This window comes from Pantoea sp. GD03673 (genome assembly GCF_029844725.1).
GTDB lineage: Bacteria > Pseudomonadota > Gammaproteobacteria > Enterobacterales > Enterobacteriaceae > Pantoea.
This window is the reverse complement of sequence record NZ_JAOCKJ010000005.1, coordinates 358,918-374,577: the sequence shown is the minus strand read 5'-3', so window position 1 is coordinate 374,577 and position 15,660 is coordinate 358,918. Positions and strand designations below refer to the sequence as shown.

General features: G+C 54.5%; 14 protein-coding genes and 1 other annotated feature. Of the genes, 4 read left to right on the top strand and 10 right to left on the bottom strand.

Annotation, left to right across the window (positions count from 1 at the left end; translation table 11 throughout):
* Positions 1-26: 26 nt before the first annotated feature.
* Positions 27-1,937, bottom strand: a complete 1,911-nt coding sequence (gene dnaK, locus N5J69_RS12110; protein WP_279770559.1) for a molecular chaperone DnaK — start codon at positions 1,935-1,937, stop codon at positions 27-29.
* Positions 1,938-2,240: 303 nt separating this feature from the next.
* Between dnaK and satP the strand changes: the two genes are divergently transcribed.
* The gene (satP, locus tag N5J69_RS12105; protein ID WP_279770557.1) at positions 2,241-2,816 is read left to right on the top strand and encodes an acetate uptake transporter; all 576 of its coding nucleotides are present in this window, start codon (positions 2,241-2,243) and stop codon (positions 2,814-2,816) included.
* A 32-nt stretch (positions 2,817-2,848) separates the two neighbouring features.
* Here satP and N5J69_RS12100 read toward each other — a convergent pair whose 3' ends face one another.
* From N5J69_RS12100 to tal, 3 genes are all read right to left on the bottom strand, one after another.
* A complete protein-coding gene (locus N5J69_RS12100) occupies positions 2,849-4,156 on the bottom strand; it encodes an MFS transporter (protein ID WP_279770554.1) in 1,308 nt (435 codons plus the stop codon).
* Positions 4,157-4,262: 106 nt separating this feature from the next.
* The gene (mog, locus tag N5J69_RS12095; protein ID WP_279770553.1) at positions 4,263-4,850 is read right to left on the bottom strand and encodes a molybdopterin adenylyltransferase; all 588 of its coding nucleotides are present in this window, start codon (positions 4,848-4,850) and stop codon (positions 4,263-4,265) included.
* A gap of 125 nt (positions 4,851-4,975) precedes the next feature.
* Complete coding sequence (tal, locus tag N5J69_RS12090; RefSeq protein WP_279770552.1) at positions 4,976-5,929, bottom strand: transaldolase; 954 nt, start codon at positions 5,927-5,929, stop codon at positions 4,976-4,978.
* Between the two features lie 209 nt (positions 5,930-6,138).
* Here tal and yaaA point away from each other — a divergent pair, with 209 nt between their 5' ends.
* On the top strand, positions 6,139-6,912 hold the full coding sequence (gene yaaA / locus N5J69_RS12085; protein ID WP_279770550.1) for a peroxide stress protein YaaA: 774 nt from the start codon (positions 6,139-6,141) through the stop codon (positions 6,910-6,912).
* 63 nt (positions 6,913-6,975) lie between these two features.
* Here yaaA and thrC read toward each other — a convergent pair whose 3' ends face one another.
* The 5 genes from thrC to N5J69_RS12060 form a co-directional block, all read right to left on the bottom strand.
* Positions 6,976-8,259 (bottom strand): threonine synthase, encoded by a 1,284-nt coding sequence (thrC, locus tag N5J69_RS12080; RefSeq protein ID WP_279770548.1) that lies wholly within the window; start codon positions 8,257-8,259, stop codon positions 6,976-6,978.
* 3 nt (positions 8,260-8,262) lie between these two features.
* Entirely contained in the window at positions 8,263-9,192 is a 930-nt protein-coding gene (gene thrB, locus N5J69_RS12075) for a homoserine kinase (protein WP_279770546.1), read from the bottom strand.
* 2 nt (positions 9,193-9,194) lie between these two features.
* On the bottom strand, positions 9,195-11,657 hold the full coding sequence (gene thrA, locus N5J69_RS12070; RefSeq protein ID WP_279770544.1) for a bifunctional aspartate kinase/homoserine dehydrogenase I: 2,463 nt from the start codon (positions 11,655-11,657) through the stop codon (positions 9,195-9,197).
* Between the two features lie 26 nt (positions 11,658-11,683).
* Positions 11,684-11,802, bottom strand: a sequence feature (Thr leader region).
* On the bottom strand, positions 11,741-11,809 hold the full coding sequence (thrL, locus tag N5J69_RS12065) for a thr operon leader peptide (RefSeq protein ID WP_090964490.1): 69 nt from the start codon (positions 11,807-11,809) through the stop codon (positions 11,741-11,743). Its footprint overlaps the feature before it by 62 nt.
* Before the next feature lie 188 nt (positions 11,810-11,997).
* The gene (locus N5J69_RS12060) at positions 11,998-12,702 is read right to left on the bottom strand and encodes a tRNA/rRNA methyltransferase (protein WP_279770542.1); all 705 of its coding nucleotides are present in this window, start codon (positions 12,700-12,702) and stop codon (positions 11,998-12,000) included.
* A 608-nt stretch (positions 12,703-13,310) separates the two neighbouring features.
* Between N5J69_RS12060 and arcA the strand changes: the two genes are divergently transcribed.
* A complete protein-coding gene (gene arcA / locus N5J69_RS12055) occupies positions 13,311-14,027 on the top strand; it encodes a two-component system response regulator ArcA (RefSeq protein WP_010253677.1) in 717 nt (238 codons plus the stop codon).
* Positions 14,028-14,098: 71 nt separating this feature from the next.
* On the opposite strand, the gene creA is transcribed toward arcA, so the two are convergent.
* Positions 14,099-14,572 (bottom strand): protein CreA, encoded by a 474-nt coding sequence (gene creA / locus N5J69_RS12050; RefSeq protein ID WP_279770539.1) that lies wholly within the window; start codon positions 14,570-14,572, stop codon positions 14,099-14,101.
* A gap of 194 nt (positions 14,573-14,766) precedes the next feature.
* On the opposite strand from creA, the gene robA reads away from it, so the two are divergent.
* Entirely contained in the window at positions 14,767-15,648 is an 882-nt protein-coding gene (robA, locus tag N5J69_RS12045) for an MDR efflux pump AcrAB transcriptional activator RobA (protein ID WP_279770537.1), read from the top strand.
* Positions 15,649-15,660 lie beyond the last annotated feature (12 nt).

Genomic DNA, 15,660 nt, shown 5'->3' with positions numbered 1-15,660 from the left:
CAACCGTCGCGCCCGGTCAGGGGCAATTATTTCTTGTTGTCTTTCACTTCTTCGAATTCAGCATCAACAACGTCGTCATCTTTCTTCGCTGACGCGTCACCGGCATCCGCTGCACCCGCCTGAGACTGCTGTGCTGCTTCCATCAGTTTGCCGGACACTTCCATCAGTGCCTGCATTTTGGCATCGATTTCCGCTTTGTCTTCGCCTTTCAGCGCAGTTTCCAGCGCGGCCAGTGCGGCTTCGATTGGCGCTTTGTCATCAGCTGACAGTTTGTCGCCCGCCTCGTCCAGCTGCTTACGCGTGCTGTGGGCAATCTGATCGCCCTGGTTACGCGTCTGTACCAGCTCTTCGAACTTACGGTCAGATTCGGCGTTCGCTTCAGCATCACGCACCATTTTTTCGATCTCTTCATCGTTCAGACCTGAAGAGGCTTTGATGGTGATCTTCTGCTCTTTACCGCTGTTCTTGTCTTTTGCCGACACGTGCAGAATACCATCCGCATCAATGTCAAAGGTGACTTCGATCTGCGGCATACCGCGTGGCGCGTTCTGGATACCGTCGAGGTTGAACTGGCCCAGTGACTTGTTGTCATTGGCGCGCTTACGCTCACCCTGCAGCACGTGAATGGTCACGGCTGACTGGTTATCTTCAGCCGTCGAGAAGACCTGGCTGTGCTTGGTTGGGATGGTGGTGTTCTTGCTGATCAGCGAGGTCATCACGCCACCCATGGTTTCGATACCCAGTGACAGCGGGGTAACGTCCAGCAGCAGCACGTCTTTCACGTCGCCACCCAGTACACCACCCTGAACCGCAGCACCAACGGCAACGGCTTCGTCCGGGTTCACGTCTTTACGTGGCTCTTTACCGAAGAACTCGGTCACTTTCGCCTGAACCAGTGGCATACGGGTCTGACCACCCACCAGGATAACGTCGTTGATGTCTGATACAGACAGTCCCGCATCCTGCAGCGCAACTTTCAGTGGCGCGATTGAGCGTGCAACCAGATCTTCAACCAGTGACTCCAGTTTAGAACGGGTGACTTTGATGTTCAGGTGCTTAGGACCGGTCGCATCTGCCGTGATGTAAGGCAGGTTAACGTCGGTCTGCTGTGCAGAAGAGAGCTCGATTTTCGCTTTCTCTGCCGCTTCTTTCAGACGCTGCATCGCCAGCGGATCGTTGTGCAGATCGATACCCTGGTCTTTCTTGAATTCAGCAACCAGATAGTTAATCAGGCGGCTATCGAAGTCTTCACCACCCAGGTGGGTGTCACCGTTGGTTGCCAGAACTTCAAAGGTTTTTTCGCCGTCAACTTCGTCGATCTCGATGATTGAGATATCGAAGGTACCGCCACCCAGGTCATATACCGCGATGGTGCGGTTGCCCTGGCCTTTGTCCAGACCGTATGCCAGTGCAGCAGCAGTTGGTTCGTTAATGATACGTTTGACTTCCAGACCCGCGATGCGGCCTGCGTCTTTGGTCGCCTGACGCTGCGCATCGTTGAAGTAAGCCGGTACGGTGATAACGGCTTCGGTCACTGGCTCACCGAGGTAATCTTCGGCGGTCTTTTTCATTTTCTTCAGCACTTCAGCAGAGATCTGCGGGGGTGCCATTTTCTGACCTTTTACTTCCAACCATGCGTCGCCGTTGTCGGCGCTGGCGATTTTGTACGGCATGATTTTAATATCACGCTGTACTTCTTCGTCCTGGAAGCGACGACCAATCAGACGCTTGATTGCAAACAGGGTATTCTGCGGGTTGGTCACTGCCTGACGTTTAGCCGGTTGACCGACCAGAATTTCGCCATCCTGTGTGTAAGCAATAATTGAAGGCGTGGTGCGATCGCCCTCGGCATTTTCCAGCACGCGTGCTTTGGTGCCATCCATGATCGCAACACAAGAGTTGGTTGTACCCAGGTCAATACCAATAATCTTACCCATCTAAACATCTCCCACTTAAATTCGTTGCCAATTTGGGTTGTGAACCTTTTATGTGGGCGGGTTGTTTGCATTCAACCTGCCAGCACATGCTTTTTTTCCAACGTTCACAACGCTCGATGACAAGTAAATGGGGCCGCTTCGATGCGCATCAAGGGCTAAACCAAAAAAAATTTTCTGCCTTTGGCCCTGCCGGGATCAAAGAACAGGGTTATCCCGCTGAATATGATGCGTCGCCCTGTTCCTTTCGGGGAGCAGGACAGAGTCCTTTTCTTTCATTAACGATCATCTTACTGCCGAGGAACTATGGCACATTCAACGCTGGCTAATCCTGCCCCGCTGGGCTTAATGGGATTTGGCATGACAACTATTTTGCTGAACCTGCACAACACGGGCCTGTTTGACATGGACGTGGCGATTTTAGCGATGGGGATTTTTTATGGCGGGATCGCCCAGGTGCTGGCCGGTCTGCTGGAGTTTAAAAAGAACAACACCTTTGGGCTGACCGCCTTTACCTCTTACGGCATGTTCTGGTTAAGCTTTGTGGCGATTCTGCTGTTACCGAAAACAGGGCTGACAAACGCGGCTGACGAACGCTTTCTGGGTGCCTGGCTGGCACTCTGGGGCATTTTCACGCTGTTTATGTTTACAGGCACGCTGAAAGGTGCGCGGATGCTGCAGTTTGTATTCGGCTCGCTCACAATACTGTTTCTGCTGCTGGCTGTGGCTCACCTCATGCACCTGCCCGCCGTGGTGGTGTTTGCAGGCTGGGTTGGCATTCTCTGTGGTGCCAGCGCCTGCTATCTGGCGATGGGTGAAGTGCTCAATGAAACCTTTGGCCGCACCATTCTGCCCATTGGCGCGAAATCACTGCAAGCCTGATAAAACGCGGAGCCTGGCTCCGCGTTCTCCTGTTACAGCGTCTTAATCCCCTGTTGCAGACCCGGCTCGTGGCTGACGTCACGCCGCAGCCAGATCCCGGTCAGCAATCCCACCAGCGCCAGCGCCATCACGTACCAGCACGGTGCCATCACTGAAACATTCATCAGCAGCGATACAAAGATCGGTGTCAGCCCGCCAAAAATGGCATAAGAAAGGTTGTAGGAAAAAGAGAGCCCGGTAAAACGCACTTCTGCCGGAAAGGCGCGCACCATCACAAAGGGCACGACGCCAACGATGCCGACACTCAGGCCCGCCACGCCATAGAGCAGAAAGAGTTGCTGCGGATAGAGGGCAGCCAGGTGATAAAACTGCCAGCTACAAATCGCCAGCAGCAGGCTGCCGACACACAACGTCCGACTGGCACCAAAACGATCGACCGCGAGCCCGGCAATAATGCAGCCGATGCAGAGCATCACGGTGGCGATGCTGTTGGCCTGCAGGGTCAGCGCGGGCGCAATACCCAGCTGTTTCTGCAGCCAGACCGGCGACATGAGGATCACGACCACAATGCAGGCAGAAAGCAGCCAGGTCAGCAGCATGGAGATGACAACCGACTTTTTATGCTCCGCCAGCACGGTCTTCAGCGGCAGGGTGTCAGTCAGCGCTTTACGCTGCTGCATCTCAACAAAGACCGGCGTCTCATGCAGCCAGCGGCGGAGGTACATTGCCATCAGACCAAACACGCCACCGAGGAAGAACGGGATACGCCAGCCGCCGTCATGAATCGCCTGCTGCGACATTGAGGTATTAATCAGCGTCGCGACCAGCGATCCCAGCAGAATGCCGATGGTCAGCCCGGCCGTCAGCGTCCCACAGGCAATACCGATACGTTTGTAAGGCACATGCTCCGCGACAAACACCCAGGCACCCGGCACTTCACCGCCAATGGCCGCCCCCTGCAACATGCGCATCAGCAGCATCAGCAGCGGCGCAGCGATGCCAATCGTCTGCCAGGTGGGTAAAGCCCCCATCATCAGGGTCGGCAGCGCCATCAACAAAATGCTCAGGCTGAACATCTTTTTGCGCCCGAGTTTGTCGCCAAAATGCGCCATCACGATACCGCCCAGCGGACGTGCCAGATAACCTGCGGCAAAAATGGCAAAGGTCTGCAGCTGACGCAGCCATTCCGGGATATCGGCGGGAAAGAAGAGTTCGCCAATCACGGTGGCGAAGAAGACAAAGATGATGAAGTCGTAAAATTCCAGCGCGCCGCCCAGTGCGGCCAGCGCCAGCGTTTTGTAATCCTTACCGGTCAGACGCTGTGTGTGAATCTGATTCATAATAGTCCAGAGGCAAAAGAGACAAAGTTGTAAAGATACCCTTACTATACCGTCAATCTTTTGCCACACCAGCAAGGCTATAGCTTATGCCTGAAACAGGGAATATTTAGTTATTTATCTCACGTATCGCGCTTTTAGGCCGAAATGCTGCTACCACGTCGGGATGCGTCTCAACGTAAGGCCCGTCCAGAAGCTGTAAACAATAAGGTACAGATGCAAAGATACCCTGAACGCTTACCTTCCCCTGCGCATCTTTCAGCCCTTCCAGCGTCTCTTTGATCGATTTCGGCTGACCCGGCAGATTAAGGATCAGTGACTGTTTACGGATCACCCCCACCTGCCGTGACAGAATCGCGGTCGGCACAAACTGCAGGCTAATCTGGCGCATCTGCTCACCAAAACCGGGCATTTCACGATCGGCAACTGCTAAAGTGGCATCGGGCGTGACATCGCGTCGGGCCGGACCGGTGCCGCCAGTGGTTAACACCAGATGGCAAAAACGTTCGTCAACCAGTTCGCAAATCGCGTGCTCGATCATCAGCTGCTCGTCCGGCACCAGCCGGGACTCAATCTCAAACGGGCTGCTGATTGCGCTGCCAAGCCAGCTCTCCAGCGCGGGAATCCCCTGATCCTGATAGATGCCGTTCGCGGCGCGATCGGAGACCGAAATCAGGCCAATGCGTAATGTATTCATGATGAGCTTCGCTGTGATTTACCGCGGTGCGGTGGAGTAAAAGGGGAATAGCAGAGAGGATAATATAAAGTGAAAGGGTCGGAAAAGGGAAAACCGTGGCAGCCTGCGCCGCCACGGTCAGCAGATTACAGCAGTTCTGCCAGCATCTTCTCAAGTTTGCCCTGGTCAACGGCAAAGTTGCGAATGCCTTCTGCCAGCTTGGCCACCGCCATTGGGTCCTGGTTGTGCTGCCACAGGAACTCAGACTCGGTCATGCGGGCCGGACGCGCTTTCACTTCGCCGCTGTAGCTCAGTTTACGCTCCAGAGTGCCTTCGCTTTCTGCCAGCTCTTTCAGCAGCGCAGGAGAAATAGTCAGGCGGTCACAGCCAGCCAGCTCGATGATTTCGCCCGTGTTACGGAAGCTCGCACCCATCACGACGGTTTCATAGCCGTGCTGCTTGTAGTAGTTGTAGATTTCAGAAACGGACACCACGCCTGGATCTTCGTGCGCGGCATACTCTTTCTTGTCGGTGTTGGCTTTGTACCAGTCAAGGATACGGCCAACAAACGGAGAGATCAGGAACACACCCGCTTCGGCACAGGCACGCGCCTGAGCAAAGGAGAACAGCAGCGTCAGGTTACAGTTGATGCCCTCTTTTTCCAGCTGCTCTGCCGCACGGATGCCCTGCCAGGTTGACGCCAGTTTGATCAGGATGCGGTCATTGCTGATACCGGCATCATTGTAGAGTTTGATCAGGCTGCGCGCTTTAGCGATGCTGCCTTCCGTGTCGTAAGAGAGACGCGCATCGACTTCAGTCGAGATGCGGCCCGGGATCAGTTTCAGAATTTCCAGACCAATGTTCACGGCCAGCTTGTCAGAAACCAGCTGCAGCTGCTCTTCTTTGTTGCTGCTCTGCTCACGCGCCCAGCCGATCGCTTCATCGATCAGTTTACGGTATTCAGGGATTTGTGCGGCGTTGAGAATCAGAGAAGGGTTGGTGGTCGCATCCTGCGGCTGATACAGCTTCATGGCTGCGATATCACCGGTGTCAGCGACGACGGTGGTGAGCTGACGCAGGGAGGTAAGTTTGTCCGTCATGTTCTTTTCTCTTAGTTAACTGTCAGTGTGAAAAAAGGCTGTTGGGATAATATCACGCGGCAACGGTGGCGCAAGGTCAGGGAATGCCGTTTACGATAGCGCGAACAAATAGGTGTGATTCGTCATTCTTTGCGGCTTTTTTGGTACACTGCACAGCCTGATAAGCCGCCAATACCCTGTTAAAGCAGGCATTAACCGAGGAAGCAACTATGTTGATGGTGATCTCTCCCGCCAAGACGCTGGATTATGAAAGCCCGCTGGCGACAACGCGGTTCACCCAGCCTGCGCTGTTAGAAAAGTCACAACAGCTGATTGAGACTGCGCGCACGCTGTCGCCCGCCAGCATCGCCTCGTTAATGGGTATCAGCGACAAACTGGCGCACCTCAATGCCGAACGGTTTAACAGCTGGCAGCCCGATTTTACCCCTCAGAATGCCCGTCAGGCGATTCTGGCGTTCAAAGGTGATGTTTACACCGGTCTGCAGGCTGAAACGTTCAGCGATCAGGATTTCGATTTTGCGCAGCAGCACCTGCGCATGTTGTCCGGGCTGTACGGCGTACTGCGTCCGCTCGATTTAATGCAGCCTTACCGGCTGGAGATGGGCATTCGCCTTGCGAATCCGGCGGGCAAAGATCTCTACACCTTCTGGGGCGATCTCATCACTGAAACGCTGAATGCTGCGCTGGCGGAACAGGGTGATGATGTGCTGATTAACCTCGCCTCTGACGAATATTTCAGGGCGGTTAAGCCGAAGAAACTGCAGGCACAGATGATTAAGCCCGTGTTCCTCGACGAGAAGAATGGCCGCTACAAAGTGATTAGCTTCTATGCCAAAAAGGCGCGTGGATTGATGAGTCGCTATGTGATTCAGCAGCGCCTGACAAAGCCGGAACAGCTTAAGGCGTTTGATCTGGATGGCTATCGGTTTGATGCGGCCAGCAGCAGTGAGAGCGAACTGGTCTTTAAGCGCGCGGAGCAGTAACACCCCGCACGCACGGTGCTTTCCACAGATCTGCTTCCCGCAACCGGGAAGCATCTCACAGGATTACTTCAGCAGGAACGCCCGCAGCGGCGCGAATTCCGCCTTCATCTGGTGCGACAGCAGCGGCAGTTCGGCGCGCTCCGCTAACGCTGCTGGCAGCGTCAGGGTCTGCTCAAGGATCGCTTCCACACTTTCGCGGAATTTAGCCGGATGGGCGGTCCCAAGGAACACACCATACTCCCCTTCCTGCAGCTGATCGCGCAGCAGACGCCAGGCGATGGCAGCATGAGGCTCGGAAACGTAGCCAATCTCAGCCAGTTCACGCATTGCAGCGCGCGTGGTTTCATCTGAGACCGCACCACAGGCGAGATCGGTTAAGCGCCAGGTTTTGCGGCGGAACAGCTCTTCCACACGCGGCCAGTTGTTTGGCTGGCTGACATCCATCGCATTCGACAGCGTAGACACCGTCTGGTTTGGCTGCCACTCGCCGTTGCCGAGGAAACGCGGCACCGTATCGTTGGCGTTGGTCGCGGCGATAAAGCGTTTGATCGGCAGACCCAGCGACTTCGCCAGCAGACCGGCAGTCAAATCACCAAAGTTGCCGCTTGGCACTGACACCACCAGCTGATTACGTTTTTCCTGTGGCAGCTGTGCAACCGCTTCAAAGTAGTAGCAGATCTGCGCCAGCAGGCGGCTGATATTGATGGAGTTCGCCGAGTTCAGACCAATCGCCTTTTTCAGCTCTTCATCATCAAACGCCTGTTTCACCAGCGACTGACAGGCATCAAAATCGCCGTCGATAGCGATGGTTTCGATGTTGCCGCCCAGGGTACAGAAAAGTTTCTCCTGCAGCGGACTGATTTTGCCCTGTGGATAGAGGATCACCACACGCACGTTCTTCATGCCGTAAAAAGCGTGTGCCACAGCCGCGCCGGTGTCACCGGAGGTCGCGGTCAGAATGGTGATTTGCTCATCTGAACCCGAGACATACGCCAGCATCTGCGCCATAAAACGGCCGCCGAAATCTTTAAACGCCAGCGTCGGGCCGTGGAACAGCTCCAGACAGGCGATATCTTCGCTGACCTGTTTTACCGGGGCCGGAAAGGCAAAAGCGGCGTTAACACGCTCATGCAGTTGCTGGGCCGGAATCTCGTCACCAATGAAAGCCGAGAGAATTTTGCTGCTGCGGCTGACAAAATCCATCTCCAGCATCGCATCGATGTCGGTCAGTTCAAACTCTGGCAGCTCCAGCGGAAAGAACAGACCCTGCTGCGACCCCAGACCCTGTTTCACCGCCTGGGCGAAGCTGACCTGCTCGTTGTGATCCTTAAGATTGTAGAGTTTCATGCGTTATCCCAATTGTCGTGCGCCAGCCGTGTCGAGACGGCAGATATGGACGAAGCCTTCATCATTCTGCAGATAGTGCTGGCTCAGCCAGTCAGCCATCCGCTGTGCCGTTTCCATCTGATTGCAAACGGCGAAAAGTGTCGGACCAGAGCCGGAAATACCGCACGCCAGTGCGCCGGTATCTTTTGCGGCCTGCCGCGCCTCGGCGAAACCTGGCAGCAGCCGGGTCCGGTAGGGTTCGGCAATCACATCCTGCATAAGTTTAGCTGCCAGCTGCGGCTGACGCGTATGGCAGGCGTGAATGAAGCCAGCCAGCAGGCGGCCATGCTTAATACAGTCCTCTTTGCGGTACTGCGCCGGTAAAATGGCGCGCGCTTCAGCAGTTGACACTTTAATGCCCGGATAGGCCATGACCCACAGCCAGTCGTCAAAGCCTGGCACCGCCTGGCTGATAATGTCATTTTCCTGCAGCATCAGCTGAATGCCGCCGAGGAAGCAGGGAGCGACATTATCATAATGCACGCTGCCGGAGATCCGCCCTTCCAGCTCACCCATCAGCGTCAGTAACGTACTGTCGCTGAGGGGCTTACCGCAGAACGTGTTCATCGCCGTTAAACCGGCCACGACCGAGCAGGCACTTGAACCCAGCCCGGAGCCGATGGGCATATTCTTCTCCAGGGTCATCGCCACCGGGATCTCTTTGCCAATCGCCTCGCAGAAACGCTGCCAGCACTGATAAACGATATTCTCTTTCGGATCGGCGGGCAGCTTACTGACAAAACGTCCGGCGTTGGTCAGTGAAAACTGCGTTGCTGCTTCAACGGAGACGCAGTCGCCCAGCAGGGAGCCATCGACCGGCGAAACCGCTGCGCCCAGCACATCGAAGCCGACGCTGACGTTACCAATCGAGGCCGGTGCGTAAATTTTTACCATTATTAAACTCCCAACTTCCATGACAGCGTGCGCAGCAGGTCGGCAAACACACCGGCCGCTGTGACATCATTTCCTGCACCGTATCCGCGCAGCACCAGCGGAATCGGCTGATAGTAGCGGCTGTAAAACGCCAGTGCGTTTTCGCCGTTTTTGACTTTGTAGAGTGGATCGTTGCTGTCAACGGCGTCGATCTTCACCTTACAGATGCCGCCCTCTTCAATCACACCCACGTAGCGCAGCACTTTACCTGCCTCCTGCGCCTGTGCAACCCGGGCGGCAAAAGCGTCATCCAGCTCTGGCAGACGCTGCATAAACAGCTCAACGTCCTGGATCCCGGTCAGGCTGGCGGGCAGCAGCGGCTCAATTTCAATGTCACTCAGCTCCAGCTGATGGTCTGCTTCACGCGCCAGGATCAGCAGCTTACGTGCCACATCGGTGCCCGCGAGATCGTCACGCGGATCGGGCTCGGTAAAGCCCATTTCACGCGCCATGTTTGTCGCCTGCGACAGCGAAACCCCTTCATCCAGCTTGCCGAAGATAAATGACAGCGAGCCGGAGAGGATACCGGAGAAGCGCAGCAGCTCATCACCGGCGTTCATCAGGTTTTGCAGGTTTTCGATGACCGGCAGTCCGGCACCGACATTGGTATCATAAAGGAATTTGCGTCGTGATTTGGCGGCAGCGGCCCGCATCTGCTGATAGTAATTCCAGGAGGAGGTGTTAGCCTTTTTGTTCGGCGTCACGACGTGGAAGCCTTCGCTGAGGAAATCCGCATACTGATCGGCGACCGCCTGGCTGGAAGTACAATCTACAATGACCGGGTTAAGCAGATGATACTCTTTCACCAGACGGGTCAGACGACCGAGATTAAACGGCTCTTTCGCTTCGGCTAAGGCCTCCTGCCAGTTATTTAAATCAATGCCGTGGACGTGGGTTAACAGTGCATGCGAGTTCGCGATACCGCACACGCGCAGGTCGATATGTTTTTTCTTCAGCCACGCCTGCTGGCGATGCAGCTGATCCAGCAGCGCACCGCCGACGCCGCCGACGCCAACCACAAACACTTCGATCACCTGATCGGTGGCAAACAGCATCTGATGCACCACGCGTACCCCGGTGATCACGTCGTCATTGTTCACCACCACCGAGATAGAGCGCTCTGAGGAGCCCTGAGCAATCGCCACGATATTGATATTGGCGCGTGCCAGCGCCGAGAAGAACCTGGCAGAGATGCCGCGCAGGGTACGCATACCATCGCCCACTACTGAAATTACCGCCAGGTTTTCAATGATACCCAGCGGATCCAGCAGGCCATCTTTCAGCTCCAGGTAAAACTCATCTTCCAGCACATGACGCGCCCGCGCCAGCTCACTCTGCGGCACGCAGAAACTGATGCTGTACTCGGACGAGGACTGGGTGATCAGCACCACGGAGATGCCGGTTCGCGACATCGCCGCAAAGACTCTGGCCGCCATTCCGACCATCCCTTTCATGCCGGGACCGGAGACGTTAACCATCGCCATGTTATTCAGGTTGGTGATGCCTTTTACCGGATTCTCATCCTGTTCGCCTTCGGCACCGATCAGGGTGCCGGGCGCCTGCGGATTGGCGGTGTTTTTGATCAGGCACGGAATCTGGAACTGGGCAATTGGCGCGATGGTGCGGGGATGCAGCACTTTGGCCCCGAAATAGGAGAGTTCCATCGCCTCCTGGTAGGACATTGACTTCAGCAGGCGCGCATCCGGCACCTGGCGAGGATCGCAGGTATAGACGCCATCCACATCCGTCCAGATTTCACAGCAGTCGGCGCGCAGACAGGCGGCCAGCACAGCCGCTGAATAGTCAGAGCCATTACGGCCCAGCACCACCAGCTCGCCGCGTTCATTACCGGCTGTAAAGCCCGCCATCAGGATCATGTTCTGCGGCGGAATCTGACTCGCTTCAATGCGACGGGTCGATTCAGGGATGTCGACCGTGGATTCGAGGTAGTGGCCGACTGCCAGCAATTTCTCCACCGGATCAATCACACTGACCTCATGACCCCGCGCCTGCAGCAGCGCTTCCATGATCGCAATCGAGAGTTTTTCACCGCGACAGATAATGGCCGCGTTGACGCTGTCCGGACACTGACCCAGCAGGCTGATGCCGTGCAGAACCTGTTTCAGTTGCGCAAACTCCAGATCAACGCGGGTTTTGAGCCGATCAAGCTCAAAGCCCGGCTGCGCGTCAGCCAATCCCTGTAGCAGCTCGCTGAAGATGCGTTCGGCGTCGCTGATATTCGGCAAAGCATCCTGACCACTGATGGTTTTTTCAATCATTGCCACCAGGTGGTTAGTGATCTTTGCTGGCGCAGAGAGCACGGTTGCAACCTGTCCTTGTTGCGCATTACTTTCCAGAATGTCAGCGACGCGAAGAAAACGCTCCGCATTCGCTACCGAGGTCCCGCCGAATTTCAGCACTCGCATAATATAAACTCTCCTGAATTTAAGCCCAAAAAAAAGCCCGCACTGGTTAGGTGCGGGCTTTTTTTCTGTTTTTCCTGTATGCGTCAGCCCGCACCGTTACCTGGGGTAATGGTGGTGGTAATAATTGTGGTGTTCAGGCTGATTTTACGCATGTAGATTTATTTTCTGTCTGTTTTTGTCTGTCCGTCTTGCCTCCAGAAGTAAAGCAAAGCGCACATTAAGTCAACCCGATTTGTCGGACGGACAGTTTTCCACCACTGCGCACAGCCACCGGTGAAACCGTAAAACACTGTTTGATCGTTTGTGATGCAGAAATTCTCTGCGATCTGTTGCTATAAAATCAGCTTTTTGCCGAGGATTTATCTGTAAGTTTTTTTTCAATATCGTGCAGCAGACGATGCAGCATTGCACTGTCGCGCTGTTCCAGCAGACCCACCCGCTGATCGATCCAGTCTGACAGCTTCTCATCATCACTGACGTCCAGTTGCACCAGCAGCTGATGGAAACGCTGACGCAGCGCCTGCAACTGCTGCCCGTCGGCGGCAGACGCCACGGGTGCCTCAACCTGATTCAGCGCCGACAGCTGATAGCAGTAAACCATGACGGCCTGACCGAGATTCAGTGAAGGATAGTCATTCGCCATCGGGATGCCGGTCAGCAGGTCAACCTGCTCCAGCTCTTCGTTCGTCAGCCCGCTATCTTCACGGCCAAACACCAGTGCCATGCTGTTTACCCACTGACGCTTTTCCAGCAGTTGCGTTTCCACCTGCTCCGGTGTGGCGTAGTAGCGGAACTTTGCCCGGCTGCGCGCCGTCGTCGCCACCGAAAAATCGATGTCGGCTAATGCCTCGGCCAGCGTGGCGAAGGTCTGAACATTGTCGAGGATCTCACCAGCACCATGGGCTACCCGGCGTGCAGCGGGATCCTGCCAGGCGTCGCTGTCAACGATGCGCAGCTGGCTGAACCCCATGGTTTTCATGGCACGCGCCGCAGCGCCGATATTTTCTGGCCGCGCGGGCGAGACGAGAATCAGGGGAAAAAGCATATTTATTCCATTGGTCCATTTACATAACGCCATATTAACATGGCTGTTAATGATTCACTGGTCATAAGGTAATAAGAAAATCCGGTGTTAACACGTTTAAACTCATTAAAAAAGATGTCCTGAACCGTTTTATCGCCGAAACCAGCCTTATTAAAGAAACCCTGATTAATCTGTTCAACTTCAACCGGATAGAATGTGGTTACCCACTGGTTTCATTTTGGAGTGCAAGCGTAATAAATGTAACCGAAATGATGCTTTTTGTGAGCTAAACAGGCAATCTGCGAGAAGTTTTTCACGAAAGTGTTAACGTGCTACAATTGCATTTGATATAAGTCAACGAAGCGTTGTTTTTATGCTTATCGGTTGTAGTTGGTGCTGTTAGGTTGCTGTTAATACAGTTAGGATATGCGCCATTATTATTAACGCCCGGGGCATGCAATTTTCATCCTGACTGGCTGAGCTAAACCTGTTGTTGACGTTGATAGATGGCTTATCAAAATATGATTTCGTACAACGGTTCAGCGCGACCCGCCGCTCTTGATGATGGATAACGCCATACCGCTGTACGCCCTGTTTTCAATTTGTTGGCAAATTTTAGGTAGCTAAACATGCAGACCCCGCACATTCTTATCGTTGAAGACGAACTGGTCACGCGTAATACCCTCAAGAGCATTTTTGAGGCGGAAGGTTATGTGGTGTATGAGGCGACGGATGGTGCTGAAATGCATCAGGTGCTGACCGACAATGACGTTAACCTGGTCATTATGGACATCAACCTGCCAGGTAAAAACGGCCTGCTGCTGGCCCGTGAACTGCGTGAGCAGGCCAATGTCGCCCTGATGTTCCTGACCGGCCGTGACAACGAAGTCGATAAAATTCTTGGTCTGGAAATTGGCGCTGACGACTACATCACCAAACCGTTTAATCCGCGTGAGCTGACTATTCGTGCCCGCAACCTGCTGTCGCGCACCATGAATCTGGCCATGCCAGGCGAAGAGCGCCGCCAGGTAGAAAGTTATAAATTTAACGGCTGGGAGCTGGATATTAACAGCCGCTCGCTGATCAACCCGAACGGCGAGCACTACAAATTGCCACGCAGTGAGTTCCGCGCCATGCTGCACTTCTGTGAAAACCCAGGCAAAATTCAGACCCGTGCCGATCTGCTGAAAAAAATGACCGGTCGCGACCTTAAGCCACACGATCGCACCGTTGATGTCACCATCCGCCGTATCCGCAAGCATTTCGAATCCACGCCGGACACGCCTGAGATCATCGCCACCATTCATGGTGAAGGTTATCGCTTCTGTGGCGATCTGCAGGATTGATCAGCTGTCAGATGCGATAAACAAAAAACGCCCCTTCGGGCGTTTTTTTTGGGCGCAATACAGCCGTTTAATCAGTGCCACGGCATAATCGGCACGGCACTGAGCGCATTTTTCGGTGAGCCATCGACCACTTTATCGGAGTAGGTCAGATAGACCAGAGCATTGCGCTTTTTGTCGAAGAAGCGTACAACCTGCAGCTTCTTGAAGATTAAAGAGGTGCGCTGGCGAAAGACCACGTCACCCTGCGCTTTCCCCTGCGCGATTTTTTCGCTCAGCTCGACCGGACCAATCTGCTGACAGGAGATCGCGGCATCCGAGGTATCTTCAGCCAGACCCAGTCCACCTTTGATACCCCCGGTTTTTGCCCGGCTGATATAACAGGTTACATTTTTAACATCCGGGTCATCGAAAGCTTCAACAACAATTTTGTGGTCAGGCCCGAAGATCTTGAATACCGTATCGACCGAGCCGATCTGTTCGGCAAACAGCGGGCTGGAAAAGGTCAGCGTGGTCAGTACAGCGATCATAAGACGAGATATTGTCATGGCGTTACCGTTGCAAATGGAATAGATGAGAATGTAATGTACTGGCAATCGAATCAATGACCAAACCAAAACGGGTTTAAGCCCGTACTGATTTAGCACAACCTTCCCCGGAAAACGGCCCACGTCTTTTGAGCAATGAGTGCTAATATTCTTCGAATGCATTTAGCTGCACCACCAGAGTATGAGGATGTTTTATGGACCAAGCCGGTATCATTCGCGATTTGCTTGTCTGGCTGGAGAGCCATCTGGATCAGCCCCTTTCACTGGATAACGTTGCCCAGAAAGCCGGTTACTCTAAATGGCATTTACAAAGGATGTTCAAGGACGTGACCGGTCACGCCATTGGTGCCTACATCCGTGCGCGTCGTCTGTCTAAAGCCGCTGTCGCGCTGCGTCTGACCAGCCGCCCGATTCTGGACATCGCCCTGCAGTATCGGTTTGATTCACAGCAGACTTTTACTCGCGCATTCAAAAAGCAGTTTGCTCAGACTCCGGCCTGGTATCGCCGCTCTTCCGACTGGAACTCATTCGGAATTCGTCCGCCGATTCGCCTGGACGATGAAACGCAGCCGGAACCGACGTTTGTTACCCTGCCGGAAACCGTGCTGGTGGGACAGACCCAGAACTACACCTGTATTCTGGAGCAGATTTCCAGCTACCGCGACGAGATGCGTATGCACTTCTGGAAGCAGTTCCTGCTGGAAACGGACACGGTGCCGCCTGTGCTGTATGGCCTGCATCAGGTGCGTGCCAGCCAGGACAAAGATGATGAGCAGGAGATTCTTTACACCACGGCGGTGCCTGCTGACAGCGCGGTCAATCTGCATTCCGGTCAGCGTGTTATTCTGGAAGCGGGCGATTACGTGCAGTTCAGCTACAGCGGCCCGCGCGTCAACCTGCAGGAATTTATCCTGCTGCTTTACGGCACCTGCATGCCAACGCTGGGGCTGACCCGTCGTCAGGGACAGGACATCGAACGCTTTTATACCGATGGCGGTAAAAAGCGCGCTGAACCACCAACCGAAATCCGGTGCGAATATCTGATTCCGATTCGCCGCCAGGCCGTGGCCAGCTAAGATCAGGGCTGC